The sequence below is a fragment of the Streptomyces sp. CB02009 genome, assembly GCF_001905825.1.
Lineage (GTDB): Bacteria > Actinomycetota > Actinomycetes > Streptomycetales > Streptomycetaceae > Streptomyces.
Map to the genome: position 1 here is coordinate 410,096 of NZ_LIVV01000006.1, position 22,533 is coordinate 432,628.

Below are 22,533 nucleotides of genomic sequence, written 5' to 3' on the forward strand. Positions count from 1 at the left end.
CACGAAAGGCCCGGCCGGTCTCCCGGTCGGGCCTTTTCGTGGTGCGCACCCGGTTCCTACTCGGGGCGCGGGTCCCAGCGGAAGCTGCGGACGGCGATCAGGGCGCCGACGACACCCCAGGCGGCGAGGACCGCCAGGTCGCGCCACTGGAAGCCGGCGTCCTGGGTGAAGAGCGCCAGCATGGCGTCGTTGAACGGCTTCACGGGCAGCAGACCCGCGATCGTGTTCAGCAGCTCCGCGTGGATCGGGAAGTAGCTGCCCGAGATGAAGACCAGCGGGAACTGGATGAACTGCACGACGGCCGGGGCCGCCTCCGAGTTCTTGATCAGCGAGGCCACGCCCACCCCGAGCGCGCAGAAGCTCGCCGCGCCGAGGACCAGCGTCAGCAGCACCGCGCCCCAGTGGGTGGGCAGGTCGACGCCGTAGAGCGCGCCGATGCCGAAGACGAGCGCGACGTCGACGATGCTGACGACGACGCAGTGCACGAGCAGACCGGCGAAGTAGACCCAGGCCGGCAGCGGCGTGGCGTGCAGCCGCTTGAGGACCCCGGTCTGCCGGCGCATCGCCAGCACGATCGCCAACTGGCCGTAGCAGGCGCCGAGTACGGACACGGCCGCGATCACCGGCGTGTAGTACTGCATGCCGGTGAGGCCGAAGAAGAAGTCCTCGCCCTCGCTGCCGCTGAACACGGCGCCGAAGATGCCGATGATGACGATCGGCAGCACGAAGGTGAAGACCATCGACTGCGGGTTGCGCCAGAACGACAGCTGCTCGTACCGGATCTGGTGGCCGAGCAGGGCCAGCGGGTTCCGCTCGCGCGGGGCGTCCGCGCGGTTCGCCGGGGCGGCCGGGGCGGCCGTCTCGGCGGTCGGGGGGATCAGGGTGGTCATGAGCGGCTCCGTCCGGGTCGGCGGCCTCGTCCCGCGGGCGCCTTGCGCTCCCGCGCGGACGACGGCGAGGAGGCTTCCTGCTGTACGTACTCGCTGGTCAGGCTCAGGTAGACGTCCTCGAGGGTGGGCTGCTCCACGGTCAGCCGGTCGAGCGGCGTGCCCCGGTCGAGCGCCCAGCCGGTCAGCCGGTGCAGAGCGGCCGTCGGCTCGGTCGTCTCGGCCGTCACCAGGCCGTCCTCCACATCGCTCACCGGCAGGGGGACGTCGGCGAGCGCGGCGCCCGTCGGCAGCGCGAAGCGGATCCTGGTCTGGGCGCTGTCGCGGCCGCCGAGGGTGTCCGGCGTGCCGGAGGCGACGATCCGGCCCTCGGCGATCACCACGACGGAGTCGGCCAGCGCCTGCGCCTCGTCCATGTAGTGGGTGGTGAGGACGATGGTGGTGCCGTCGTCGCGCAGATTGCGCACCACGTCCCAGGCGCCGCGGCGCGCGTTCGGGTCGAAGCCGGTGGTCGGCTCGTCCAGGAACAGCAGCTTCGGCCGGCCGACGACGCCGAGCGCCAGGTCGAGCCGGCGCTTCTGGCCGCCCGACAGGTCCTTGACCTTGGCGCCCTTCTTCTCGTTCAGGCCGACGAGGTCGAGCAGTTCGTCGACGTTGCGCGGGTCCGGGTAGTAGCCGGCGTTGCGGGCCACGGTCTCCCGCACCGACAGATAGGGCTCGACGGCGATGTCCTGGAGGACGAGGCCGACCTGGCCGCGCAGCCAGTGGCCGTCGGCCTTGACGCCGGGGTCGCGGCCGAGGACCTCGACCCGGCCGCCGTCGCGCTCCCGGAAGCCCTCCAGGATCTCCAGGGTGGTGGTCTTGCCCGCGCCGTTCGGCCCGAGCAGGGCGAAGATCTCGCCCTCGGCGACGCTGAAGTCGACGCCGCGCACGGCCTCGTGGTCGCCGTACCGCTTCTGCAGGCCTTCGACGGCCACCGCGGCGGTCACCGCGGTCCCTCGGCTCGTGTCACTGTGTGCCTCCCGGCGTGGTGGTGGGACGTCGTGGGGTCGTCGCCCGCAGACGGACTCCGGGGCGCAGCCTCGACGTTAGGTCCGGGCCGGCGGACCGGGCCGGGCCCCCGGGGGCCGCGGTGACGGACGTCATGGAAGCCGCGACAGTTGTCAGAGGGGGCCGTGACCCGCGTTGCCGGGGGCCGGTGGGCGACCCATGCTCGGGGTGCGGCGGACGGCCGGGCTGCGGGAGACCGCGGCCGGCGACGCCGACGGTGCCGACACAGCAGCGACGCGGAAGGCGGTCTCAAAGGTGCGGTTCGGGGATCTGGACGAGTGGGGAGCGGAGGAGCGGCCGCACGTCTCGGTGGTCGGTGCCGGCATCGGCGGACTGACGCTGGCCGGCGCGCTCTCCTCCATGGGTGTTCCGTACACGGTGTACGAACAGACGCGGCGGCTCGCGGAGGTGGGGGCGGGAGTCCAGCTCTCGCCCAACGCGGTCAGGCCGCTGCTGCGGCTCGGCCTCGGCCCGGCCCTGCGTGAGCGGGCGGTGGCGATCGAGGCCATGGAGGTACGGGGGTGGAGCGGGCGGCCGATCGCCCGGACGCCCCTCGGCGCGGAGTGCGAGCGGATGTTCGGGGCCCCGTACTACACGGTGCACCGGGCGCATCTCCACGACGCCCTCCTCACCCTCGTCGACGAGGGCAGCCTCAAGCTGGGCGAACGCCTCAGCGAGGCGCGGGAGACGGACGCGGCGGGTGACGGGGTCCGGCTGGCCTTCGAGGACGGGACCGTCCGCGGGGCGGAGCTGGTGGTGGGCGCCGACGGCATCCACTCCACGGTCCGCGAGGCGTTCCGGCGCGACGAGCCCGAGTTCTCGGGGCTCGGCATCTACCGGGGCCTGGTGCCCATGGACCGGCTCCCGGACGCGGCCCGCGCGCCTCTGGTGCGCCTCTGGCTCGGTCCGGGCGGGCACTTCGTGTGCTACCCGGTCGCGGCGGGGGAGTACCTGAGCTTCGCGGCGACGGTGCCGATGGCGCAGTCCCCGGGCGAGTCCTGGTCCGTCCCGGGCGACCCGGAGGCGCTGCGCCGGGTGTTCGGCGGCTGGACCGGTGTGGTCGCCGACGTCGTGGGCGCCGTGGAGACGACCCTCCAGTGGGCGCTGCACGACCGGCCGCCGCTGGACGTCTGGTCCTCGCGCCGGCTGACCCTGCTCGGCGACGCGGCCCACCCGATGCTGCCGTTCATGGCGCAGGGCGCGAACCAGGCGGTCGAGGACGCGATGGACCTGGCGGCCTGCCTGGCCGATCCGGCGCCGTCGACGACCGCGGCCCGGCTCGACCGCTACCAGTCGCTCCGGATCCCCCGGACGGCGGAGATCCAGCGCGGCTCGCGCGGCAACGCCGGCATCCTGCACCTGCCCGACGGCCCGGCCCAGCGCCGCCGCGACGCCCGCATGGCCGTCCACGCGGCCCTCCGAGACCGGGCGATGCTGTACGCCCACGAGACGGGCAGGAGCGTGGTGCCGACCCCGGCGTGACGGCGGTCGGGGCCACCGGCCCCGCGTATTGGCCTAGACCTATTGTGCGACCCTGCCCGCGACGGTACGTTCGTCCCGGCTGCGCAGCCGGCACATTCCGCACCGCATCGCACCGCAACGCTCCACATCGCATCGTCACGCACTCCGCCGGGGCATCCCGGCGTTTTCAGGAGGACATGCCATGTACCGTCGCATCGCAGCCGCACTCGCCACCGCGGCCACCGCCGGAGCCCTCGCGCTCGGCACCGCAGGCTCCGCCGAGGCCGCGGGCCCCGGCTTCTACGCCCGCAGCCACCACGCCTCGTACGCCGAGTGCCAGGCGGCCGGCGTGGCGGGGCGCCACCTCTGGGGCGCGCTCTTCCTCTGTGAGCCGTTCAGCCCGACGCGCCCGGACGTCTACGTCCTCTGGGTGCGCTACTGACCCGGCCCCCGGCCCGGGCGGCGGCGGCCGCCCGGCCCGGGGACCGTCATGTGAGCAATCGATTCAGCACCGGATTCAGCACTCGATGATGTTCACCGCGAGACCGCCGCGCGCGGTCTCCTTGTACTTCACGCTCATGTCCGCGCCGGTCTCCTTCATGGTCTTGATGACCTTGTCGAGGGAGACCAGGTGGCTGCCGTCGCCGCGCATCGACATCTTCGCCGCCGTGACGGCCTTCACCGCCGCCATGCCGTTGCGCTCGATGCACGGGATCTGGACCAGGCCGCCGACCGGGTCGCAGGTCAGGCCCAGGTTGTGCTCCATGCCGATCTCGGCCGCGTTCTCCACCTGCTCCGGGGAGCCGCCGAGGACCTCGGCGAGGGCGCCCGCCGCCATCGAGCAGGCCGAGCCGACCTCGCCCTGGCAGCCGACCTCGGCGCCGGAGATCGAGGCGTTCTCCTTGAAGAGCATGCCGACCGCGCCGGCCGCCAGCATGAAGCGGACGATGCCGTCGTCGTCGGCACCGGGCACGAAGTTCGTGTAGTAGTGCAGGACCGCGGGGATGATGCCCGCGGCGCCGTTCGTCGGGGCGGTGACCACCCGGCCGCCCGCCGCGTTCTCCTCGTTCACGGCCATCGCGTAGAGGGTGATCCACTCCATGGCGTGCATCTTCGGGTCGCCCTCGGAGCGCAGCTTGCGGGCCAGGTTCGCGGCGCGCCGGCGGACCTTCAGACCGCCGGGCAGGATGCCCTCGCGGGACATGCCGCGCGAGACGCAGGACTGCATGACCCGCCAGATCTCCAGCAGGCCCGCGCGGATCTCGTCCTCGGTGCGCCAGGCCTTCTCGTTCTCCAGCATCAGCGCGGAGATCGACAGACCGGTCTCCTTCGCCAGGCGGAGCAGCTCGTCGCCGGTGCGGAAGGGGTACTTCAGGACGGTGTCGTCGGGGACGATCGGGTTCTCGCCCTGGACGGCGTCCTCGTCGACGACGAAGCCGCCGCCGACCGAGTAGTACGTCTTCTCCAGGACCAGGCCGCCCTCCGCGTCGTACGCGAAGATCGTCATCCCGTTGGCGTGGTACGGCAGCGCCTTGCGCCGGTGCAGGACCAGGTCGGCGTCGAAGTCGAAGGGGATCTCGTGCGCGCCGAGCAGGTTGATCCGGCCGCTCGACTTGATCCGCTCGACCTCGTCGTCCGCGGTCTCGACGTTCACCGTGCGCGGCGAGCTGCCCTCCAGGCCCAGCAGGACCGCCTTCGGGGTGCCGTGGCCGTGGCCGGTGGCGCCGAGCGAGCCGTACAGCTCGGCCCTGATGTGCGCGGTGTGGGCGAGCAGGCCCTCGTTCTTCAGCCGGCGGGCGAACATCCGGGCCGCGCGCATCGGTCCCACCGTGTGGGAGCTCGACGGGCCGATGCCGATCGAGAACAGGTCGAAGACCGAGATGGCCACGAGAGGACTCCTTGTGGGGCTGACGCCGTTGTCTGCCGGGGTGGTGCAGAACAGAGCAGGAACTGGGTGGAGCAAAGGGACGGGGCACCGCGTTCACTGTCCAGTGTGCGCGGTGCCCCGGAGCTTCGTACGAACAAAAGCGTACGAAATTACTTCAGGCCGGGGTACAGCGGGTGCTTGTCGGCGAGCGCCGTCACCCGGGCCTTCAGGGACGCGGCCTTGTCGGCGTCGAAGCCGGGCTTCAGGGTCTCCGCGATGATGTCGCCGACCTCGGTGAAGTCCTCGGCCTGGAAACCGCGGGTCGCGAGCGCCGGCGTACCGATGCGCAGACCCGAGGTGACCATCGGCGGGCGCGGGTCGTTCGGAACGGCGTTCCGGTTGACCGTGATGCCGACCTCGTGGAGACGGTCCTCGGCCTGCTGGCCGTCCAGCTCGCTGTCGCGCAGGTCGACGAGGAGCAGGTGGACGTCCGTGCCGCCGGACAGCACGGAGACACCGTGGGCGGTGACGTCGTCCTGGACCAGGCGCTCGGCGATGATGCGGGCGCCGTCCAGGGTGCGCTGCTGGCGCTCCTTGAACTCCTCCGAGGCCGCGACCTTGAAGGAGACGGCCTTGGCCGCGATCACGTGCTCCAGCGGGCCGCCCTGGAAGCCGGGGAAGACCGAGGAGTTCAGCTTCTTCGCGAACTCCTTCTTCGCCAGGATGATGCCGCCGCGGGGGCCGCCGAGCGTCTTGTGCGTGGTGGAGGTCACCACGTCCGCGTGCTCGACCGGGTTCGGGTGCAGACCGGCCGCGACGAGACCCGCGAAGTGGGCCATGTCGACCCACAGGTAGGCCTCGACCTCGTCCGCGATCCGGCGGAACTCGGCGAAGTCCAGCTGACGCGGGTAGGCGGACCAGCCCGCGATGATCACCTTGGGGCGGTGCTCCTTGGCGAGGCGCTCGACCTCGGCCATGTCGACCAGACCGGCCTCGTCCACGTGGTACGCGACCACGTTGAACTGCTTGCCCGAGAAGTTCAGGCGCATGCCGTGCGTCAGGTGGCCGCCGTGCGCCAGGTCCAGACCCAGGATCGTGTCGCCGGGCTGGGCGATCGCGAAGAGGGCGGCCTGGTTCGCGGAGGCGCCGGAGTGCGGCTGGACGTTCGCGTACTCGGCGCCGAACAGGTCCTTGATCCGGTCGATCGCGATCTGCTCGGCGACGTCGACGTGCTCGCAGCCGCCGTAGTAGCGGCGGCCCGGGTAGCCCTCAGCGTACTTGTTGGTGAGGACGGAGCCCTGCGCCTCCATGACGGCGACCGGAGCGAAGTTCTCCGAGGCGATCATCTCGAGCGTGGACTGCTGACGGCGGAGCTCGGCGTCGACGGCGGCGGCGACGTCGGGGTCCAGCTCGTGGAGGGGAGTGTTCAGAAGCGACATGAATCGATCCCTAGGGGTCTCGGGTTAGCCGGCGGTGAAGGCGGCGTACTCGTCGGCGGTGAGCAGGTCCTCCGGCTCGCCCGTGAGCCGTACCTTGAACAGCCAGCCGCCCTCGAACGGAGCGGTGTTCACGAGGGACGGGTCGTCCACGACGTCCTGGTTGGCCTCGACGATCTCGCCCGTCACCGGCGCGTACAGGTCGCTGACCGACTTGGTGGACTCCAGCTCGCCGCAGGACTCGCCCGCGGTCACCGTGTCGCCGACCGCCGGGAGCTGGGCGTAGACGACGTCACCGAGCGCGTTGGCCGCGAACTCCGTGATGCCGACCGTCGCGACGCCGTCCTCGACGGCCGACAGCCACTCGTGCTCCTTGGTGTAGCGCAGCTGCTGGGGGTTGCTCATGACCTGATTCTCCTGGATCGAGGGAGTGCTGATGAACGGGGGTCTTGCGGGATGAGACGCGAAGTGAGACGGATACGTCACTTCTGGCGCTTGTAGAACGGCAGCGCGACGACCTCGTACGGCTCGTGGGTACCGCGGATGTCCACACCTACACCCTGGGTGCCGGGCTCGGCGTGCGCCGCGTCCACGTACGCGATGGCGATCGGCTTTCCGAGCGTCGGGGACGGGGCCCCGGAGGTGACCTCGCCGATCACCACGCCGTCCTTGACGACGGAGAAACCGGCGCGCGGGACCCGGCGGCCCTCGGCGACCAGGCCGACGAGCTTGCGCGGCGGGGCGGTCTCGGCGCGCTCGGCGGCCTTCTCCAGCGCCTCACGGCCGACGAAGCGGCCGTCGTTGGTCGTCTTCTCGAACTTCACGACCCGGCCCAGGCCCGCGTCGAAGGGGGTCAGCGCGGTGGTCAGCTCGTGGCCGTACAGCGGCATGCCCGCCTCCAGGCGGAGCGTGTCGCGGCAGGACAGGCCGCAGGGGATCAGCCCGACCGGCGCGCCGGCCTCGGTCAGCGCCCTCCAGACGCCCTCGGCGTGCTCGGGCTTCAGGAACAGCTCGAAGCCGTCCTCGCCGGTGTAGCCGGTACGGGCGATCAGCGCGGGCACGCCGGCGACCGTGCCGGGCAGGCCGGCGTAGTACTTCAGACCGTCCAGGTCGGCGTCCGTGATCGCCTTCAGGATGCCGGGGGACTCCGGGCCCTGGACCGCGATCAGGGCGTACGCGTCACGGTCGTCCCGCACCTCGGCGTCGAAGCCCGCCGCGCGCTCCGTCAGCGCGTCCAGGACGGTCTGCGCGTTCGAGGCGTTGGCGACGACCATGTACTCCGTCTCGCCGAGGCGGTAGACGATCAGGTCGTCGAGGATGCCGCCGTCCTCCTGGCAGATCATCGTGTAGCGGGCGCGGCCGACGCCCACCGTGGAGATGTTGCCGACGAGGGCGTGGTCGAGGAGCTCGACCGCCTGCGGGCCGGTGACGGTGATCTCGCCCATGTGGGAGAGGTCGAAGAGGCCCGCCTTGGTCCGGACGGCGATGTGCTCGTCCCGCTCGCTGCCGTACCGGAGCGGCATGTCCCAGCCGGCGAAGTCGGTCATGGTCGCGCCCAGCGAACGATGCAGGGCATCGAGGGCGGTCAGACGGGGGGCAGTGCTCATGGGGTGGCTCCCGGGTCCCAAGGGCGTGATCGGTGACGAAAACACATGACGGGCGAGGACGTCCTCCCCATCTGTCATGGAACCTGAGAGGTTCACCGAGAGCATCTCGTCGCCGAGAGATCGGTTTGCACCTTGGGTGGGGACACGGCACGTGTCCCGCTTTTCAGATCTGCCTCATCCACGCGGTACGGGGCCTGAGAGATTCAAGGGAGGGTCTTGCTCCTTCGGCGTCCGGACACGCCTGGCGTCCGGAACTCTCCCGCGCGGATTCGAGCGGCCGGTATGCGATTGTGTGGCGACTGTGCGCGCCTGGCGCGCACATCATTGCACGCGAGGTCGGCGGGGCACATCGCTTGTGTCCCATTACCGCTTCTTTACACTTTGTGGGCAAGGGTCTTCCCAGGCCCGGCAGGGGGAGAAGCGATGAGGTTCCAGCACACCGGCGCTTACGCGCCGAGTACCGGCATACCGTCCCAGCGAGCCCGTGCCAGGACCCGCGGCCGCGGGCGGCTCCTGCGCGACCTGCGCGAGCGCGGCGGCCGCGGCCCCCGCGCCCTCACCTTCGCCGCCGGCGACGTGGTGGTGGTCTCCGGGCTGCCCGGCAGCGGCAAGTCCACCCTCATGCGGCGCGCCGCAGAGGGCGCCGGCGTCGACTCCCAGGACACCCGGGAGCGCTGGGAGGCCCGGATGCCCCGCCTGCTGCCGTACGCCGTCTACCGCCCGCTGGTCCGGATCGCGCACTACGCGGGGCTGCGCCGCGCCCTGCGTTCCGGCGCCGGAGTGATCGTCCACGACTGCGGCACCCAGTCCTGGGTGCGGGGCTGGCTCGCCCGGGAGGCCCGCCGCCGCGGCCGGTCCCTCCACCTGGTCCTGCTCGACGTCGACCCGGACACCGCCCGCGCGGGCCAGCGGGCCCGCGGCCGGGGCGTCTCGTCGTACGCCTTCGCCCGGCACCGGCGGGCCGTCGGCCGCCTCGTCGCGGCGGCGGAGTCCGGGCGGCTGCCGCACGGCTGCGCCTCCGCGACCCTGCTCGACCGGGACGCGGCGGACACCCTGCGGAAGATCGGCTTCCGGGGGGCGGCCTGAGGCGGCGGCCCGGGCCGTACGCCCGGCGGGAACGGGGCGGGGCGCCGCGAGCCGCGCCGGGGCGTCGGGCGCGGTCGGCGGCGGCCCGTGGCGGCGGCCCGCACCGTCGACCCGGCTCGCGCCGCTGTGACGTACGCCGCTGTCCCGGTGCGCCCGTACCCCTTCTTTTGGCCACGGCGGCGCCGGGGCGGCGTTAGGGTGCTGCCGGGGCGGCCGGTACGGCAGGCCGTGCGAGAAGGGGAAACGGGACCGTGGACGTGACGTGGCCGGGCAACGAGCTCGAAGAGGTCCTTGCCGCCTCCCTCGGCAACCCCTCGGCGGGCGCCCGACTGGTCGAGGTCCTCGGCCGCAGCCCGGTCTGGGTGCCCCTGCCCAACGGCGGCGGGCCCGACAGCCCGAACCTGGACCTCGCCACCATGGAGATCGACGGCGCGGCCTACGTCCCCGTCTTCAGCTCCGAGGAGCAGTTCCTCGCCTGTGTCGGCAGCCACATGTCGTTCACCGTCGCCCCGGCCCGTGACTTCGCCCGCGGCCTGCCCCCGCAGCTCGGCATCGCCGTGAACCCGGGCGGCGTCGTCGGCGTCCCGCTGCCCCCGCCGGCCGTCGCAGAACTCTGCCGCGTCGGCCGCACCCCGCTGGACGGGCCCGCCACCGGCGGCCGCGTCCGGCTCTTCGAGCCCGACTGGCAGGACGACCCGGTCGACTTCCTCGCCGCCGCGTCCGCCGAGTTCGATGCCACCGGCGTCGTCACCACCGCCCGCCGGGCCCTCGCCAGCGTCGAGGGCACCGAGCCCGCGCTCTTCATCGGCGTGCAGCTCGCCGCCTGGGACGGCGTCGACCGCAACGCGCCCCTGGACGCCCTCGGCCGCGCCCTCGGCCGCGTCGAATGCGCCTGGCCGGTCAACCTCATCCTGCTCGACATGGCACAGGATCCGGTCGGCGACTGGATGCTGGAGCGGGTGCGGCCCTTCTACCAGCGCGCCGCCGTGTGACGGACGGCCTGTTTAAGCTGAACTTCTCGACAGCAGGACGGACGTCGCCAGGACGGACGTCAGGGACGGACGTCGGAACAGACGTGGTGACGGAAGAGGGGCGGGACCCAGGGTGAGCGCGTCAGGCACCGCTGCGACCGGACAGGTCGAGCACATGCTGCGCCAGGTGGCACCCGGACGCTACGACGCGTACGAGCAGTTGCTGCACGCCCTCGCCGACGGCGAGCTCTGGATGCTGCTCTGGCACGGCTCGCCCGGCTCGTCCGACGCCCAGTACGGGAACATGAAGGTCGACGGCTTCGGCTACGCGCCCTGCGTCACCTCCGCCCAGGAACTCGCCGCCTCGGGCTGGCACCGCGCCCATGAGCTCGTCACCGGCCGGGAGATCGCCCGCGCCCTCTACCCCGACCGCTGGGGCGTCTGGCTGAATCCGCACGCCCCCGGCGGTGGCGTCGGCATCCCCTGGGCCGATCTGCGCCGGATCGCCACCGGCCTCGACCGGATGCCCGCGGGGCCGCTCCGGGTCACCGAGCCCACCCTGGAGATCCCGCAGTTCTACGCCCTGCTCACGCAGAACGCGCACCGCACCCCGGCCGTCCGGTCTCTGCGCCGCGGCTGGGTGCAGCCCGCGCTCGGTTCCCCGTACCTCGTCATCGGTCTCGACCTGTACGACACCTCGCAGGCGGCCGTCGACACGGTCCGGGCGATGATGCGCCAGTCCATCGGCGCCGTACCCGAGGGGCTGCCCGTCTCGACGGTCGCCCTCTCCGACGGGTACGACCCGGTGGCGCTCTGGCTGCGGGCGAACGGCCGCCCGTTCTACGACCGCGAGGCGCACGCCGGACGCGGACCGGCCCCCGTTGCGGGGTACGGATACCCGCCACCCGCGCCGTCCGGATACTGAGACGTACCCCTTCTCGCCTTCCGCCCCACCAGCCTCCGGAGCTCGCTCCGGAGGCTTTCGTTCGCCCCAATTGAGGAGCTCGAACGCCTAGTTGGGGGGACATGTCCGATTGGGGGGAAGAGGCCCCGAGATGGTCCGCTCACATGACCCCGACGTCCGGATAACGGAAGTCGCAGCACCGCATCACGTTTGAGCAAACATTCCTCGTCAGGGCTGGCGGGTGATCACAAGCGCATTGAAGACTCCCCGGAACACCGGGCGTTCGGCTCCTTTCGAGCACGTGCCCAGCAGGTTGTTCCACCGAGCCGCTACCCGCGGCGGGCAAGGGCCGGCTACCGGCGGCCGAGAGGGGTCCTCACCACGATGACGGCACCACTGCACGAGAAGAGTGCGGGCGAGGCGACCGCCACCGTCGATGGCGCGCCCGACGCCCCCGGCACCCCCGGCGGCACCCCCGCCAAGGCGATCGAGGGCCGCTCGCCCTGGCAGATCGCCTGGACCCGCCTCAAGCGCGACAAACTGGCCCTCGCGGGCGCCTTCATCGTCGTCTTCCTCGTCCTCGTCGCGATCTTCGCGCCGGTCATCGTGGGCCTCCTCGGCCACCCGCCGGACGAGTTCCACGAGGACCAGATCGACCCGCTGTTCGGCACCCCCATCGGTTCCTGGGGCGGCGTCAGCTCCGACTTCCTCTTCGGAGTCGAGCCCGTCAACGGCCGCGACGTCTTCAGCCGCATCGTCTACGGCGCCCGGATCTCGCTCCTCGTCGCCTTCCTCGCGGCCGTCTTCGCCGTCGTCCTCGGCACGATCCTCGGCATCATCGCCGGCTACTTCGGCGGCTGGATCGACGCGGCCCTCAGCCGGGTCATGGACGTGATGCTCGCCTTCCCGCAGCTGCTCTTCACGAGCGCCCTGGTCTCCGTCCTGCCGAACCAGCTCCTCGGCCTCGACGGCTCCGGCGTCCGCATCGCCGCCCTGGTGCTCGTCATCGGCTTCTTCGGCTGGCCGTACGTGGGCCGCATCGTCCGCGGCCAGACCCTCTCGCTGCGCAACCGCGAGTACGTCGAGGCCGCGCAGAGCCTCGGCGCCGGCCGCCTCTACATCCTGCGCCGCGAGCTGCTGCCGAACCTGATCGCCCCGATCACGGTCTACGCGACCCTCATGATCCCCACCAACATCCTCACCGAAGCGGCGCTCAGCTTCCTCGGTGCCGGTGTGAAGCCGCCCACGGCCTCCTGGGGACAGATGCTGTCGACGGCCATCACCACCTACGAGTCGGATCCGCTGTTCATGGTGATCCCCGGCTTCGCGATCTTCATCACCGTTCTGGCGTTCAACCTCTTCGGCGACGGCGTGCGTGACGCGCTCGACCCGAAGGGCTCCCGCTGACCGTTCGCCGACGACCCGCACGACCCGCCCCTGCCGCTGGCGACAGGAGGCTGAACCCCAATCGGCGGACCGCCGTACGGCCGCCACTATCCCGGAGGTTGCTGGACCCATGCTGAAGAGCTCTCAGCGCAGAATCGCCGCGGGCGCGCTGCTCGCGGCGGCCACGATGGTCGTCACCACCGCGTGCGGTGGCGGCACCGGCGACAGCGGCGACAAGGGCAAGGGCGGTGCGCCCGGCTTCAACGCCGGTGTGAACAAGGTCGCCAACGCCTCCGACAAGAAGGGCGGCGAGCTGAAGTTCATCGGCTCGCAGGAGGCCGACTCGTGGGACCCGCAGCGCGGCTACTACGGCTTCGTGTGGGACTTCGCGCGCTACTACACGCGTCAGCTGGTCACCTTCAAGGCCGAGCCGGGCGCCGCCTCCACCGAGCTGGTCCCGGACCTCGCCACCGACGCCGGCAAGGTCTCGGCCGACGGCCTCACCTACACCTTCACGCTGAAGGACGGGGTGACCTGGGAGGACGGCAAGCCGATCACCTCCAAGGACATCAAGTACGGCATCGAGCGCATCTGGGCCCAGGACGTCATCTCCGGCGGCCCGATCTACCTCCAGCAGGTCCTCGACCCCAAGGGCGAGTACAAGGGCCCCTACAAGGACACCTCCGCGGACAAGCTCGGCCTGAAGGCGATCGAGACCCCGGACGACAAGACCATCATCTTCAAGCTGCCGGTCGCCAACGGCGACTTCCTGCAGATGCTGGCCATGCCCGCCGCCTCCCCGGTCCGCCAGGACAAGGACACCAAGGCCAAGTACGGCCTGAAGCCCTTCTCCTCCGGCCCGTACAAGTGGCAGTCGTACACCCCGAACAAGTCCATCAAGCTCGTCCGCAACGACAAGTGGGACGCCAAGACGGACACCGTCCGCAAGGCCCTCCCGGACAGCGTCAGCGTCACGTTCACCACGAACGCCGACGACATGGACAACCGCCTCGTCGAGGGCGAGTACGACCTCGACATCAACGCCACGGGCGTCGGCGCCTCCGCCCGCCAGAAGGTGCTCCAGCAGCACAAGGGCAACGTCGACAACCCGCAGACGGGCTTCATCCGCTACGCGGTCTTCCCGCAGACGGTGATCCCCAACATCGACTGCCGCAAGGCCATCATCTACGCGGCCGACTCCAAGTCCCTCCAGACCGCCCGCGGCGGCCCGCAGGCCGGTGGCGACATCGCCTCCAACATGCTCCCGCCGGCGATCAAGGGCGCCGACCCGAAGGCCGACCCGTACGGCAAGCTCGGGGGCGCCCCGGACCTGGCCAAGGCCAAGGACGCGCTCAAGAAGTGCGGCAAGCCGAACGGCTTCAAGACCACGATCGCGGTCCGCAACAACAAGAAGATCGAGATCGCGACCGCCGAGTCCCTCCAGCAGTCGCTGAAGGCCGTCGGCATCGAGGCCGAGATCGACCAGTTCGACGGCGCCCAGACGTCCGGCATCATCGGTTCGCCGAAGGTCGTCAAGGACAAGGGCTACGGCATCATCATCATGGGCTGGGGCGCCGACTTCCCGAGCGGACAGGGCTTCCTGCAGCCGCTGGTCGACGGCCGCTTCATCCTCCAGAGCGGTAACAACAACTTCTCGGAGCTGAACGACAAGGCCGTCAACGGCCTCTTCGACCAGGCGCTGAAGGAGACCGACCCGGTCAAGGCCGGCGAGCTCTACAAGCAGATCAACACGAAGGTGTCGGAGGCCGCGGTCTACCTGCCCTTCACCCACGAGAAGAACATCATCTGGCGCAGCTCCCGGCTGACCAACGTCTACACGGCGGACGCCTACAACGGCCGCTACGACTACGCGTCGCTCGGCGTCGTCAAGTAATCCGACCCGTTCCACCGGCGCACCACCCGCCGCCAGGTCCGAAGGGCAGGTGATGGCCGAGGGCGGCGGCCGGGGGACCCGATCGGGTCCCCCGGCCGCCGACCGGCCGACCGCATGCTTGCATACATAGTCCGGCGACTCTTCGCGGTCGTCGTGATGCTGCTCGTCGTCACGCTCGTGACGCTCAGCATCTTCTTCCTCATACCCAAGCTGACCGGCAGCGACCCTGCCGCGATGTTCGTCGGCAAGCAGGCGGATCCCGCATCCATCGAGGCCGTCCGGCAGAAACTGGGCCTGGACGAGCCGATCCTGGTGCAGTTCTGGCACTTCGTCTCCGGCATCTTCGTCGGTCGCGACTACACCGGTGGCGGCGACACCATCCACTGCGCCGCGCCCTGCTTCGGCTACTCGTTCCGCACCGAGCAGGACGTCTGGTCGATGCTGGTCGACGCCTTCCCCGTCACCCTCTCCATGGTCATCGGCGCCGCCGTGCTGTGGCTGATCCTGGGTGTCTCCACGGGTGTCGTTTCCGCGCTCAAGCGGGGCACGATCATCGACCGCGCGGCCATGATCACCGCGCTCGCCGGTGTCTCGCTGCCCATCTTCTTCACCGCCATGCTGGCGATGCTCGTCTTCCGTACCCAACTGGGCTGGCTCAACGCCTCGTACACGCCGATCACCGAGTCCGTCGGCGGCTGGTTCGGCGGCCTGCTGCTGCCCTGGGTGACCCTCGCCTTCCTGTACGCGGCGATGTACGCGCGGCTCACCCGCGCCACCATGCTGGAGGTCCTCGGCGAGGACTACATCCGCACCGCGCGGGCCAAGGGCCTCCCGGAGTCCGTCGTGCTCGGCAAGCACGCCATGCGCTCCACCATGACCCCCATCCTGACCATCTTCGGCATGGACCTCGGCGCCCTCGTCGGCGGCGCGATCCTGACCGAGACCGCGTTCAGCCTCCACGGCCTCGGCGGACTCGCCATCAAGGGCGTCAGCGAGCGCGACCTGCCGCTGATCCTGGCCGTCACGCTGATCACCGCGGCGTGCGTCGTCATCGCCAACCTCGTCGTGGACCTGCTGTACGCCGTGATCGACCCCCGAGTGAGGCTCGCATGACGGACAAGCTGACGAAGACCGGCGCGGCGGTCGGCGAACCCGTCGCCACCGGGGCCCCCTCCGACGCCTTCCTCGACGTGCGCGACCTGAAGATCCACTTCCCGACCGACGACGGTCTGGTCAAGTCGGTCGACGGTCTCAGCTTCCAGCTGGAGAAGGGCAAGACCCTCGGCATCGTGGGCGAGTCCGGCTCCGGCAAGTCGGTCACCTCGCTCGGCATCATGGGCCTGCACACCGTCGGCCAGTACGGCCGGCAGAAGGCGCGGATCTCCGGCGAGATCTGGCTCAACGGCCGCGAGCTGCTCACGGCCGACCCGGACGAGGTCCGTAAGATGCGCGGCCGCGACATGGCGATGATCTTCCAGGACCCGCTGTCCGCGATGCACCCGTACTACACGGTCGGCCACCAGATCGTGGAGGCCTACCGCGTCCACCACCCCGTCGACAAGAAGACGGCACGCAGGAGGGCCGTCGAACTCCTCGACCGGGTCGGCATCCCCGAGCCCGCCAAGCGGTTCGACAACTACCCGCACGAGTTCTCCGGCGGCATGCGCCAGCGCGCGATGATCGCCATGGCGCTCGTCAACAACCCCGCGCTGCTCATCGCCGACGAGCCGACCACCGCGCTCGACGTGACCGTGCAGGCCCAGATCCTGGACCTGATGCGGGACCTCCAGAAGGAGTTCGGCTCCGCGGTCGTCATCATCACCCACGACCTCGGCGTCGTCGCCGAGCTCGCCGACGACATCCTCGTCATGTACGGCGGGCGCTGCGTCGAGCGCGGACCGGCCGAGTCCGTCTTCTACGAGCCGCAGCACCCCTACACCTGGGGCCTGCTCGGCTCGATGCCGAGGATCGACCGCGACCAGACCGACCGGCTCATCCCGGTGAAGGGCAACCCGCCCAGCCTCATCAACATCCCGAGCGGCTGCGCCTTCAACCCCCGCTGCCCGTACGCGGACGTCCCCAAGGGCGGCGTCACGCGCACCGTGCGACCGGAGCTGGCGCCGGCCGGGGACCGCCACTTCTCGGCCTGCCACATGCCGCAGGAGGAGCGGACCCGTATCTGGACCGAAGAGATTGCGCCGAAACTGTGAGCGAGACCATGGAACCCCTCCTCAAGGTCACCGGCCTGAAGAAGCACTTCCCCATCAAGAAGGGGCTTCTCCAGCGGCAGACCGGCGCGGTCAAGGCGGTCGACGGGATCGACTTCGAGGTCCTGCCCGGTGAGACCCTCGGCGTCGTCGGCGAGTCCGGCTGCGGCAAGTCCACCATGGGCCGCCTGATCACCCGGCTCCTCGAACCCACCGGCGGCACGGTCGAGTTCCAGGGCAAGGACATCTCGCACCTCGGCGTCTCGGGCATGCGCCCGTTCCGCCGGGACATCCAGATGATCTTCCAGGACCCGTACGGCTCGCTGAACCCGCGCCACACGGTCGGCACGATCGTCTCGGCCCCCTTCAAGCTCCAGGGCGTCGAGCCCGAGGGCGGCGTGAAGAAGGAGGTCCAGCGGCTGCTCGGGCTGGTCGGCCTCAACCCGGAGCACTACAACCGCTACCCGCACGAGTTCTCCGGCGGTCAGCGCCAGCGCATCGGCATCGCCCGCGCGCTGGCCCTGAAGCCGAAGCTCGTGGTGGCGGACGAGCCGGTCTCGGCCCTGGACGTCTCCATCCAGGCCCAGGTGGTCAACCTCCTGGACGACCTCCAGCAGGAGCTCGGCCTCACGTACGTGATCATCGCGCACGACCTGTCGGTCATCCGGCACGTCTCCGACCGCATCGCGGTGATGTACCTGGGCAAGATCGTGGAACTCGCGGACCGCAAGTCCCTCTACGAGAACCCGATGCACCCGTACACCCGCGCCCTCATGTCGGCGGTCCCGATCCCGGACCCCCGCCGCCGGGGCGCGAAGAGCGACCGCATCCTGCTCACGGGCGACGTCCCGTCCCCGATCGCCCCGCCGCCGGGCTGCCGCTTCAACACCCGCTGCTGGAAGGCCACGGACGTCTGCCGCACGGCGGAACCCCCGCTGGTCGAACTCCGCCCGGGCCAGCGGGTGGCCTGCCACCACCCGGAGAACGCGGAGTCCCTGACGATCCCGGGGGCGAGGGAGTCGCTGGAGATCACGACGGCACCCGCGAAGACGGAGACGTCGGCGACGCCGGAGAAGGCGGGGAAGGCGTCGGAGCCGACGGTCGCGGAGGAGCCGACGGAGCCGGCCGAGACGGCGCCGGAGTCGACGGAGGCCGAGGGGAAGGCGGAGGCTCAGGCCGAGACGCCGGAGCCCGCGGCCGAGGGCGACGCGCCGAAGGCGTGACGCGGGGGAGGCCCCCGGTGCCGAAGGGCACCGGGGGCCTTCGCGCGTCCGGGGAGCCGCGCGTCCGGGGAGCCGCGCGTCCGGGGAGCCGCGCGTCCGGGGACCCGCGCTCACGGGGACCCGCGTGGCGGGACCGCTGCGGAACGCCGGGCGCCGGTCCTCGGACCGGGGTCCTGCCGGGGTCGGGCCGGCTTCCGCCGCCTCCCGCCCCGCCGGGCAAGGCGCGTCCGCGAGGCCGCCGGCGTCGGGGGTTCGGGGGCGGAGCCCCCGGTCCCGTCAGGGTTTCGGGAAGGGGCGGGGTGGGGGAGTCCCCCGCCGTACCCGGTGGCGGCGCGACATCCCGGCGCCCGCCGCCCGGCGGCCCGGTGCCCGCCGCCCGGCGGCCCGGCCCCCGCACCGGGTAGGGGACCCGGCCCCCGCACCGGGTACGGGACCCGGCCCCCGCACCGGGCACGGGACCCGGCCCCGCCCCCAGGGACACGCCCCCGGACGGGGAGCCCGTGGTGCGGGACGGGGCCAGGGGGAAGTACCGGGACAATGGGCCGGTGCTCCACGACCTGTTCACCCCCTCCGTCCAACACGCCCTCGACCTCGTCGGCATCTTCGTCTTCGCCATCTCCGGCGCCCTCCTCGCCGTCCGCAAGAACTTCGACGTCTTCGGCATCGCCGTCCTCGCCGAGGTCACCGCCCTCGGCGGCGGCCTCTTCCGCGACCTGATCATCGGCGCCGTGCCGCCCGCCGCCTTCACCGATCTCGGCTACTTCCTCATGCCCCTGATCGCCGCGGGCCTCGTCTTCTTCCTCCACCCGGAGGTCGAGCGCACCCAGACCGCCGTCAACGTCTTCGACGCCGCGGGCCTGGGCCTCTTCTGCGTGACCGGTACGACGAAGGCGTACGACTACGGGCTCGGGCTCACCTCCTCCGCCGCGCTGGGTCTCGCGACGGCGGTCGGCGGCGGTGTCCTGCGCGACGTGCTCGCCAACGAGGTGCCCTCGCTGCTGCGCTGGGACCGGGACCTGTACGCCGTCCCCGCGATCGTCGGGGCCGCCATGGTCGCGCTCTGCATCCGGTTCGACATGCTCAACGGCTGGACCAGCGGCGCCGCCGTCCTCACCGCCTTCCTGCTCCGGCTGCTCGCGATGCGCTACCACTGGCGCGCGCCCCGTGCCTGGAACCGGCGGTCCTCCGCGCGCGAGGAACCAGAAAAAGCTACCGCTCAGTAGCTTCCTGGGGTACCGTCGGAAACATGAGCACGAGCATCGAGACCCCCGCCGCGACGAGCGAGCGCGGACGCGAGGGCGAGCGCGACGACGAGCGCGCGTACGAGTTCGACCGCGACACCGCCGTCACCCTCCGGGAGCCCGGCGTCTACGACGCGGACCTCTCCGCGGGCTGGACGATCATCCACGCGGTCAACGGCGGCTACCTCCTCGCTCTGCTCGGCCGCGCCCTCGGCGACCACCTTCCGCACCCCGACCCGTTCACGATCTCGGCGCACTACCTCACGCCGTCCGTACCGGGCCCCGCGGTGATCAGGACGGAGACCGTCCGCACCGGCCGCACGCTCTCCACCGGCCAGGCCTCCCTCTTCCAGTACGCGGAGGACGGCACCGAGGTCGAGCGCATCAGGGTCCTCGCCTCGTACGGCGACCTCGACTCCCTCTCCGACGACGTCCGCACCACCGCGGCGCTCCCGGCGATGGCCGCCATCGAGAACTGCTTCTCCGCCTCCGACGGCCCGACCCCGGCGATCCCCGGCTCCTCGGCGATCGCCGACCGGCTCGACCTGCGCCTCGACCCGGCCTGCGTCGGCTGGGCGATCGGCGCGCCCTCCGGCAAGGGTGAGATGCGCGCGTGGTTCGGCCTCGCGGACGGCCGTGAGCCGGACGCGCTGTCGCTGCTCCTGACGGTCGACGCGCTGCCGCCGACCTCCTTCGAGCTGGGCCTGAAGGGCTGGACCCCGACCGTCGAGCTCACCACCCACATCCGCTGCCGCCCGGCCCCGGGCCCGCTGCGGGTCTCCATCACCACCCGCAACCTCGCCGGCGGCTTCCTTGAGGAGGACGCGGAGGTCTGGGACAGCGCCGACCGCCTGGTGGCGCAGTCCCGGCAGCTGGCCCGCGCGCCGCGCGCCTGACGCGGTCCCGGCTCAGACCCCGAGCCGGAACGCGCCGACAGGCGACGACAGGGCCCGTACGCCCCGGGGCCGCACACCCCGGAGCGCGTACGGCCCGGAGCGCGTACGGCCCGGCCCCGATCCCGGTCCCGAAGGGGACCGACCGGCGCCGGGACGGTCCCGGACGTGACCTCCGGCCACGTCCGGGACCCGATGACACCCCACGCCCCCCCCAGGGTCCTGAGCCCGAGCCGCCGCCCGCCCGGCGAGGGTGCGACGCGACCGGGGCGAGGGACCGACGAGGGCCAGGAGCGGGCACGAAGCGTGCCCGGCGAGGGGGCGACGAGGGCCCCGTGAGGCACGGCCCCCGGGCCCGGCGCCCGCCGCGCGCGGCGGCGTAGACCGGCCACCCGCCAGGGTCGGGGGAGCGGGCTCGTAGAATCGACCCACCATGGCTTACCTCGACCACGCCGCGACCACGCCCATGCTGCCCGAGGCGATCGAGGCGATGACCGCCCAGCTCGCCGTCACGGGCAACGCCTCCTCCCTGCACGCCGCCGGACGGCGGGCCCGGCGGACCGTCGAGGAGGGCCGCGAGACACTCGCGGCCGCGCTCGGCGCGCGGCCGAGCGAGGTCGTCTTCACCTCCGGCGGCACCGAGGCCGACAACCTCGCCGTGAAGGGCCTCTACTGGGCCCGCCGCGACGCCGACCCCCGCCGCACCCGCGTCCTCGCCAGCCCGGTGGAGCACCATGCCGTGCTCGACGCCGTCGACTGGCTCGCCACCCACGAGGGCGCCGACGTCGAGTACCTGCCGGTCGACCGGTACGGCCGCGTGCACCCCGAGGCCCTGCGCGAGGCCGTCGCCCGCGACCCCGAATCCGTCGCCCTCGCCACCGTCATGTGGGCGAACAACGAGATCGGCACCGTCATGCCGGTCCGCGAACTGGCCGATGTCGCCGCCGAGTTCGGTGTACCGCTGCATGCCGACGCGGTCCAGGCCGTCGGTCAGACCGAGGTCGACTTCGCCGCCTCGGGACTCGCCGCGATGACCGTCTCCGGCCACAAGATCGGCGGCCCCTACGGCATCGGCGCCCTGCTCCTGGGCCGCGAGCACACCCCCGTGCCCGTCCTGCACGGCGGCGGCCAGGAGCGGCACGTCCGCTCCGGCACCCTCGACGTGCCGGCCGTCGCCGCCTTCGCGGTCGCCGCCCGGCTGGCCACCGAGCGGCGCGAGGACTTCGCCCGGGAGGTCGGCGCGCTGCGCGACGAGCTCGTGGCCGAGATCCAGGCACGCGTCCCCGACGTGATCCTCGGCGGCGACCCCGTCGAGCGGCTCCCCGCCAACGCCCACTTCACCTTCCCCGGCTGCGAGGGCGACTCCCTGCTCCTGCTGCTCGACGCGGCCGGGATCGCCTGCTCCACCGGCTCCGCCTGCACCGCCGGCATCGCGCAGCCGAGCCATGTCCTGCTCGCCACCGGCACCGATCCGGACCTGGCCCGGGGCACCCTGCGCTTCTCGCTCGGCCACACCTCCACCAAGGAGGACGTCGCGGCGGTCGCGGACGCGATCGGCCCGGCCGTGGAACGGGCCAGGACCGCGGGCCTCAGCTGACCAGCGCGCGAGCCCCGCGCGCGAGCAGACGACCGGCGCGCGAGCCGACAGCCGCACCCGAGGCCCGCGCCCGAGCCCGTCGAAGACGCTCAGGCGCGGGCCTTCGACGCCTCCCGCACCAGCGTGAGATAGCGGTCCCAGTCCCAGTGCGGACCGGGGTCGGTGTGGTCGGTGCCCTCCACCTCGACGTGCCCGATGATGTGCTCCCGGTCCACGGGTATCCCGTACCGGGCGCATATGTCGGCCGTCAGCCGCGCCGACCCCGCGTACATCGCCGCCGTGAAGTCCTGCGGCCGGTCGACGAAGCCCTCGTGCTCGATGCCGATGCTCCGCTCGTTCATGTCGCGGTTCCCGGCGTGGAACGCGACGTCGAGCTCCCGGATCATCTGCGCCACGTGCCCGTCCTTGCGGACCACGTAGTGGGCGGCGGCCCCGTGCCCGGGGTCCTTGAAGACCTTGAGGGCGGTCGCGTAACTGCCCTGGACGACATGGATCACGACGCGGTCGATCCGGTAGTCGTCCGGCCGGTCGGCCCGCCGCCAGTTCGCCCGCGACGCAGACGTCCACTCGGCGGCCCGGTGGTCCAGCTCGCCCTCCACCCGCTTCTTCTCCATCCCCGGCAGCCGCCACCAGGCGCGCGCCAGTTCCTCCCTGGCCAGTGCCGCCGTCCCCAGGACGGCGACGCCTCCGCCGAGCAGCACCGCGCGCCGCCCCACCCGTCTGCCGGAACCGCCGGCCTTTCCCGAACCGCCGGCCCCGCCCGTGCCACTCGCCTTGCTCCCCATGCCACCGAGAACGCTTACTACCGCGACTGTGGTTCCCG

At 71.9% G+C, this 22,533-nt stretch carries 20 protein-coding genes and 1 riboswitch; of the genes, 13 read left to right on the plus strand and 7 right to left on the minus strand.

Features of this window, described 5'->3' with window-relative positions; genetic code table 11:
- Window positions 1-56: 56 nt before the first annotated feature.
- The gene (locus AMK27_RS25630; RefSeq protein WP_073912628.1) at window positions 57-890 is read right to left on the minus strand and encodes an ABC transporter permease; all 834 of its coding nucleotides are present in this window, start codon (window positions 888-890) and stop codon (window positions 57-59) included.
- Window positions 887-1,876, minus strand: coding sequence for an ABC transporter ATP-binding protein (locus tag AMK27_RS25635; protein WP_073912630.1), 990 nt, complete (start codon window positions 1,874-1,876; stop codon window positions 887-889). Before AMK27_RS25635 ends, AMK27_RS25630 begins: the two co-directional genes overlap by 4 nt.
- A 220-nt stretch (window positions 1,877-2,096) precedes the next feature.
- Between AMK27_RS25635 and AMK27_RS25640 the strand changes: the two genes are divergently transcribed.
- Both AMK27_RS25640 and AMK27_RS25645 read left to right on the plus strand, forming a co-directional pair.
- Window positions 2,097-3,419 (plus strand): FAD-dependent monooxygenase, encoded by a 1,323-nt coding sequence (locus AMK27_RS25640; RefSeq protein WP_079188596.1) that lies wholly within the window; start codon window positions 2,097-2,099, stop codon window positions 3,417-3,419.
- Between the two features lie 181 nt (window positions 3,420-3,600).
- Window positions 3,601-3,840: a hypothetical protein gene (locus tag AMK27_RS25645; RefSeq protein ID WP_073912633.1), complete on the plus strand. Its 240-nt coding sequence runs from the start codon at window positions 3,601-3,603 to the stop codon at window positions 3,838-3,840.
- 75 nt (window positions 3,841-3,915) lie between these two features.
- Here AMK27_RS25645 and AMK27_RS25650 read toward each other — a convergent pair whose 3' ends face one another.
- The 4 genes from AMK27_RS25650 to gcvT form a co-directional block, all read right to left on the minus strand.
- Window positions 3,916-5,286: an L-serine ammonia-lyase gene (locus tag AMK27_RS25650; RefSeq protein ID WP_073912635.1), complete on the minus strand. Its 1,371-nt coding sequence runs from the start codon at window positions 5,284-5,286 to the stop codon at window positions 3,916-3,918.
- Between the two features lie 149 nt (window positions 5,287-5,435).
- Window positions 5,436-6,704: a serine hydroxymethyltransferase gene (glyA, locus tag AMK27_RS25655; RefSeq protein WP_030320387.1), complete on the minus strand. Its 1,269-nt coding sequence runs from the start codon at window positions 6,702-6,704 to the stop codon at window positions 5,436-5,438.
- 24 nt (window positions 6,705-6,728) lie between these two features.
- A complete protein-coding gene (gcvH, locus tag AMK27_RS25660; RefSeq protein ID WP_073912638.1) occupies window positions 6,729-7,106 on the minus strand; it encodes a glycine cleavage system protein GcvH in 378 nt (125 codons plus the stop codon).
- A 77-nt stretch (window positions 7,107-7,183) separates the two neighbouring features.
- Window positions 7,184-8,308 (minus strand): glycine cleavage system aminomethyltransferase GcvT, encoded by a 1,125-nt coding sequence (gcvT, locus tag AMK27_RS25665; protein WP_073912640.1) that lies wholly within the window; start codon window positions 8,306-8,308, stop codon window positions 7,184-7,186.
- A gap of 173 nt (window positions 8,309-8,481) precedes the next feature.
- Window positions 8,482-8,580, minus strand: a riboswitch (glycine riboswitch).
- A 151-nt stretch (window positions 8,581-8,731) separates the two neighbouring features.
- On the opposite strand from gcvT, the gene AMK27_RS25670 reads away from it, so the two are divergent.
- The 11 genes from AMK27_RS25670 to AMK27_RS25720 all read left to right on the plus strand — a co-directional run bounded on the left by AMK27_RS25670 (window position 8,732) and on the right by AMK27_RS25720 (window position 21,710).
- Window positions 8,732-9,394, plus strand: a complete 663-nt coding sequence (locus tag AMK27_RS25670; protein WP_073912642.1) for an AAA family ATPase — start codon at window positions 8,732-8,734, stop codon at window positions 9,392-9,394.
- 251 nt (window positions 9,395-9,645) lie between these two features.
- Window positions 9,646-10,386 (plus strand): enhanced serine sensitivity protein SseB, encoded by a 741-nt coding sequence (locus AMK27_RS25675; RefSeq protein WP_073912644.1) that lies wholly within the window; start codon window positions 9,646-9,648, stop codon window positions 10,384-10,386.
- A 112-nt stretch (window positions 10,387-10,498) separates the two neighbouring features.
- On the plus strand, window positions 10,499-11,290 hold the full coding sequence (locus AMK27_RS25680; protein WP_073912646.1) for an enhanced serine sensitivity protein SseB C-terminal domain-containing protein: 792 nt from the start codon (window positions 10,499-10,501) through the stop codon (window positions 11,288-11,290).
- A gap of 363 nt (window positions 11,291-11,653) precedes the next feature.
- Window positions 11,654-12,676, plus strand: coding sequence for an ABC transporter permease (locus tag AMK27_RS25685; RefSeq protein WP_073912648.1), 1,023 nt, complete (start codon window positions 11,654-11,656; stop codon window positions 12,674-12,676).
- A 109-nt stretch (window positions 12,677-12,785) separates the two neighbouring features.
- Complete coding sequence (locus AMK27_RS25690) at window positions 12,786-14,549, plus strand: ABC transporter substrate-binding protein (protein WP_073912650.1); 1,764 nt, start codon at window positions 12,786-12,788, stop codon at window positions 14,547-14,549.
- Between the two features lie 114 nt (window positions 14,550-14,663).
- A complete protein-coding gene (locus tag AMK27_RS25695) occupies window positions 14,664-15,662 on the plus strand; it encodes an ABC transporter permease (RefSeq protein WP_073912652.1) in 999 nt (332 codons plus the stop codon).
- The gene (locus tag AMK27_RS25700) at window positions 15,659-16,759 is read left to right on the plus strand and encodes an ABC transporter ATP-binding protein (protein WP_073912654.1); all 1,101 of its coding nucleotides are present in this window, start codon (window positions 15,659-15,661) and stop codon (window positions 16,757-16,759) included. Before AMK27_RS25695 ends, AMK27_RS25700 begins: the two co-directional genes overlap by 4 nt.
- A gap of 8 nt (window positions 16,760-16,767) precedes the next feature.
- The gene (locus tag AMK27_RS25705) at window positions 16,768-17,979 is read left to right on the plus strand and encodes an ABC transporter ATP-binding protein (protein ID WP_073913246.1); all 1,212 of its coding nucleotides are present in this window, start codon (window positions 16,768-16,770) and stop codon (window positions 17,977-17,979) included.
- A 545-nt stretch (window positions 17,980-18,524) separates the two neighbouring features.
- Window positions 18,525-19,202, plus strand: a complete 678-nt coding sequence (locus AMK27_RS25710; protein WP_073912656.1) for a trimeric intracellular cation channel family protein — start codon at window positions 18,525-18,527, stop codon at window positions 19,200-19,202.
- A gap of 23 nt (window positions 19,203-19,225) precedes the next feature.
- The gene (locus AMK27_RS25715) at window positions 19,226-20,116 is read left to right on the plus strand and encodes a thioesterase family protein (protein WP_073912659.1); all 891 of its coding nucleotides are present in this window, start codon (window positions 19,226-19,228) and stop codon (window positions 20,114-20,116) included.
- A gap of 430 nt (window positions 20,117-20,546) precedes the next feature.
- Window positions 20,547-21,710, plus strand: coding sequence for a cysteine desulfurase family protein (locus AMK27_RS25720; RefSeq protein ID WP_073912661.1), 1,164 nt, complete (start codon window positions 20,547-20,549; stop codon window positions 21,708-21,710).
- Window positions 21,711-21,799: 89 nt separating this feature from the next.
- On the opposite strand, the gene AMK27_RS25725 is transcribed toward AMK27_RS25720, so the two are convergent.
- Window positions 21,800-22,495, minus strand: a complete 696-nt coding sequence (locus tag AMK27_RS25725; RefSeq protein WP_073912663.1) for an N-acetylmuramoyl-L-alanine amidase — start codon at window positions 22,493-22,495, stop codon at window positions 21,800-21,802.
- Window positions 22,496-22,533 lie beyond the last annotated feature (38 nt).

Excerpts from the sequence above, each read along its gene's own strand:
- AMK27_RS25630 (WP_073912628.1), bottom strand. The coding sequence starts at position 890 with ATGACCACCCTGATCCCCCCGACCGCCGAGACGGCCGCCCCGGCCGCC.
- AMK27_RS25640 (WP_079188596.1), top strand. The coding sequence starts at position 2,097 with ATGCTCGGGGTGCGGCGGACGGCCGGGCTGCGGGAGACCGCGGCCGGC.
- AMK27_RS25645 (WP_073912633.1), top strand. The coding sequence starts at position 3,601 with ATGTACCGTCGCATCGCAGCCGCACTCGCCACCGCGGCCACCGCCGGA.
- glyA (WP_030320387.1), bottom strand. The coding sequence starts at position 6,704 with ATGTCGCTTCTGAACACTCCCCTCCACGAGCTGGACCCCGACGTCGCC.
- gcvH (WP_073912638.1), bottom strand. The coding sequence starts at position 7,106 with ATGAGCAACCCCCAGCAGCTGCGCTACACCAAGGAGCACGAGTGGCTG.
- gcvT (WP_073912640.1), bottom strand. The coding sequence starts at position 8,308 with ATGAGCACTGCCCCCCGTCTGACCGCCCTCGATGCCCTGCATCGTTCG.
- AMK27_RS25670 (WP_073912642.1), top strand. The coding sequence starts at position 8,732 with ATGAGGTTCCAGCACACCGGCGCTTACGCGCCGAGTACCGGCATACCG.
- AMK27_RS25685 (WP_073912648.1), top strand. The coding sequence starts at position 11,654 with ATGACGGCACCACTGCACGAGAAGAGTGCGGGCGAGGCGACCGCCACC.
- AMK27_RS25690 (WP_073912650.1), top strand. The coding sequence starts at position 12,786 with ATGCTGAAGAGCTCTCAGCGCAGAATCGCCGCGGGCGCGCTGCTCGCG.
- AMK27_RS25695 (WP_073912652.1), top strand. The coding sequence starts at position 14,664 with ATGCTTGCATACATAGTCCGGCGACTCTTCGCGGTCGTCGTGATGCTG.
- AMK27_RS25700 (WP_073912654.1), top strand. The coding sequence starts at position 15,659 with ATGACGGACAAGCTGACGAAGACCGGCGCGGCGGTCGGCGAACCCGTC.
- AMK27_RS25705 (WP_073913246.1), top strand. The coding sequence starts at position 16,768 with ATGGAACCCCTCCTCAAGGTCACCGGCCTGAAGAAGCACTTCCCCATC.
- AMK27_RS25715 (WP_073912659.1), top strand. The coding sequence starts at position 19,226 with ATGAGCACGAGCATCGAGACCCCCGCCGCGACGAGCGAGCGCGGACGC.
- AMK27_RS25720 (WP_073912661.1), top strand. The coding sequence starts at position 20,547 with ATGGCTTACCTCGACCACGCCGCGACCACGCCCATGCTGCCCGAGGCG.
- AMK27_RS25725 (WP_073912663.1), bottom strand. The coding sequence starts at position 22,495 with ATGGGGAGCAAGGCGAGTGGCACGGGCGGGGCCGGCGGTTCGGGAAAG.